The sequence below is a fragment of the Mesorhizobium sp. M7A.F.Ca.MR.148.00.0.0 genome, assembly GCF_003997735.1.
GTDB lineage: Bacteria > Pseudomonadota > Alphaproteobacteria > Rhizobiales > Rhizobiaceae > Mesorhizobium.
Genome location: NZ_RZTB01000233.1, coordinates 1 through 3154, shown reverse-complemented (window position 1 = coordinate 3154; position 3154 = coordinate 1). Strand labels below are relative to the sequence as shown.

The 3154-nt window shown below is 62.9% G+C and carries 2 protein-coding genes; both read right to left on the bottom strand.

Annotated elements, in window-relative coordinates:
- Window positions 1-127: 127 nt before the first annotated feature.
- The gene (locus EOB49_RS33380) at window positions 128-1774 is read right to left on the bottom strand and encodes an acetolactate synthase large subunit (protein WP_127383457.1); all 1647 of its coding nucleotides are present in this window, start codon (window positions 1772-1774) and stop codon (window positions 128-130) included.
- An 85-nt stretch (window positions 1775-1859) separates the two neighbouring features.
- Window positions 1860-3154, bottom strand: a 1295-nt coding sequence (locus EOB49_RS33375) for an aromatic ring-hydroxylating dioxygenase subunit alpha (protein ID WP_164781907.1), incomplete at its 5' end; no start/stop codon positions are given.

Sequence of the window (3154 nt, the reverse complement as noted above, 5' to 3'; positions counted from 1 at the left end):
AAGGCGGCGGCCGACGGCATCGGCTACGAGATCGCTAAGGACTTCGGCACCATCGAGCCGGTGACGCCTTACTGCAAGGTGTAGGGTCTTCCGCCCAAGCAATCCTGACGGCGGCTTGTCGCTGCCGTCAGGGCGTCTGCGGCGCTGGCAGCCGCTCGCGCAGTTCGTCGACAAGCACCCTGGTGTTTTCGGAATAGTCGATGGGCACGACGACGAGATGCACGCCGCCGCCGGTGAAGGCCTGTTCCAGCACCGGCCGCAAGTCGGTGATCTCCGCAACCCTGGTCCCCTTGGCGCCATAGGCCTCGGCATACTTGACGAAATCGGGATTGCTGAAAGTCATGCCGAAATCCGGGAACGCATCGACCGCCTGCTTCCAGCGGATCATGCCGTAGGCGTGGTCCTCGAGCAGCAGGACGACCAGGTTGAGCTTGAGCCTGACGGCGGTTTCCAGTTCCTGGCTGTTCATCATGAACCCGCCATCGCCACAGATGGCCATGACACGGCGCTGCGGATAGAGCAGTGCCGCCATCATCGCCGACGGCAAGCCCGCGCCCATGGTGGCCAGCGCATTGTCGAGCAGGATCGTGTTTGCCATGCGCGTCCGGTAGTTGCGCGCAAACCAGATCTTGTACATGCCGTTGTCGAGGGCGAGAATCCCGTCGGCCGGCATCACGGCGCGCACGTCGTGCACGATGCGCTGCGGCGTGAAGCGATCTTCGGTGGCGCGCGCGGCGATCCGGCTCAGAATGCCTTCGCGCAGCGGCAGCAGGACCTGCGCGTTGGGGATCTTGCCCTCGATGCGGTCGGCCAACAGCGCCAGCGAAGGACCGAGGTCGCCAACGATTTCGGCTTGCGGGAAATAGACCTGCTCGACATCGGCTGAATGGTAGCCGACATGAATGACCTTCGGCCCCTTCGCCCCCATGATGAAGGGCGGCTTCTCCACCGTGTCGTGACCGATGGTGATGATCAGATCGGCCTGCTCTATGGCCTCATGCACATAGTCGCGCTCCGAAAGGGCTGCCGTTCCCATATAGAGCTCCGTGCCGCCGGGCACGGTTCCCTTGCCCATCTGCGTGGTGATATAGGGAATTTGCGTCCGCAGCACGAACTGCGCGACATCGGGGGTCACGCGCGGACGCGACGCCGCCGCGCCGAACATCAGCAGCGGGCGCCTGGCTTCCATGATCATAAGGGCGGCGCGATCAAGCGCACCCGGGCTGGCCAGCGGCAGTTCGACCGGGTGCGTCGGCACCAGTGCGATCGGCTCACACTCGGCCGCCGCAATGTCTTCCGGCAGTTCCAGATGTACGGGGCCGGGACGTTCTTCCTGGGCGACACGGAAAGCTTCGCGCACCAGCGAGGGGATCATCTTCGGCGAGACGATCTGGCGCGACAGCTTGGTCAGCGGCTTCATCGCCGCGACGATGTCGACGATCTGGAAGCGCGCCTGCCGGGATGACAGGATGCCCTTTTGGCCGGTGATCATGATCATCGGCATCGCGCCGAGCAGCGCATAGGCCGAACCGGTCGAAAGATTGAGCGCGCCTGGGCCAAGCGTGGTGATGCACACACCCGGCTTGCCGGTGAGCCTGCCATAGGTGGCGGCCATGAAGGCCGCAGCCTGCTCGTGGCGGGTCAGGATCAGCTGGATCGAGGAGCGGCGGATGGATTCGACGATATCGAGATTTTCTTCGCCGGGAATGCCGAAAATCCGTTCGACCCCTTCGTTCTCAAGGGCCGCGACGAACAAGTCCGAACCTTTGGTCATAAACTGTCTCTCCCGCAACATTCCGTCGGCCACCTTCATATGGCATCGGAATGCGACGCCTCAAAGAGGCATCTTCGGCCACGGGTCAGAGCCGCGTGTTGCAGCTCGCCGCCTTCGGCGATGCGAAAAGTTCCTTCGGCGCGGACCACTGGCTGACGGTCGCGCCGCGCGTGCCGGTGATCAGCGAGCGCAGTTCCGACAGATAGGTCTGCACGAAGAACGAGGTCTGGCTTTCCAGCGGCGTGTAGGGGCCTGGCCGGTAGGCACGGGACATAATGCCGTCGGCATTGTCCTCGGTGATCTTCTTGTCCTGCACCGTGGTGACGTCCCACATCCAGCTGATCGCATCGGCGTCGATGTCGTTATCGGCATCCTTGTCGACGAGCCAGGTCAGGATGACGTCTGTTTCCATGGCGTTGCGCGGTATCATCTGGAACAGCGTGACATAATCATTGGCAGCACTTGCAAACGACAGGCGTCCGAGGCGAAAGCCGCTTTCGCCGCCATCATAGGCGTGACGACCACCCATCAGGCACGAGAGCCCCTCGCCCGTATTGGACAGCGTGTTACGGCCGGAGCCGATCGGCTTGCGGTGCATGGCAAACGGCATCGTGTCGAGGTCGCCTGCTTGCCATGCGCCCTTGTGGAACTCGGCATCGCCGATGACGCTGTGCCAGGCCTCGATTTCGTTCTGCCACTCGACCGCCTTGTCGGCATCGCGGGTCGCGGTCACTTTGACATGGCCGTTGACGCGGTAATATTCGGGATGAGCCGGCCGGCAGTGATAGCATTCGAGAAAGTTCTCGAGCACCAGCTTCCAGTTCGCCTTGGTCAGATAGTTCTTGCGTGCGACGATGCGTGCACGGTCGAGGCCGTTTTCGCACAACCCGGCGGTCAGCCCGTCCGCGACAGGCTGGATATCGGGCAACGAGTTGGCATCGAGGCCGCAGAAGACGAGGCCGCCGAAACTTTTGCAGGGCACGCGGTGCAGTCCCAGCGCTTCCGGGTCGACGCTTGCTGGAAGGTCCTGCCGTGATTTCAGTTCGCCGGTCAGCCTGAACGACCAGGCATGATAGGGACAGACCAGAAGCTTGCCGCGACCATCTTTGGCGCAGAGCCGCGAGCCGCGATGGGTGCAGACATTGTAATAGGCCGCGATGTCGTCCTCGCCATCGCCGAAGCGCACGACGATGATCTCCTCGTCGAACAGCTGGCGCACGATGTAGCGGCCCTTTTCAGGCACCTCGCTGGAATGGGCGACAAGCATCCATTGGCGCGGAAACCACAAGTCCCGTTCCAGTGCGAAGATCGCCGGGTCGGCATAGAAGGCCTGTTCCAGCGACCAGTCCGGACGTTGCCGGTCGATCAGCCTGACGGTCT

Bases quoted from the DNA above. Each gene is read 5' to 3' on its own strand.
- EOB49_RS33380 (WP_127383457.1), bottom strand. From the start codon at position 1,774: ATGACCAAAGGTTCGGACTTGTTCGTCGCGGCCCTTGAGAACGAAGGG.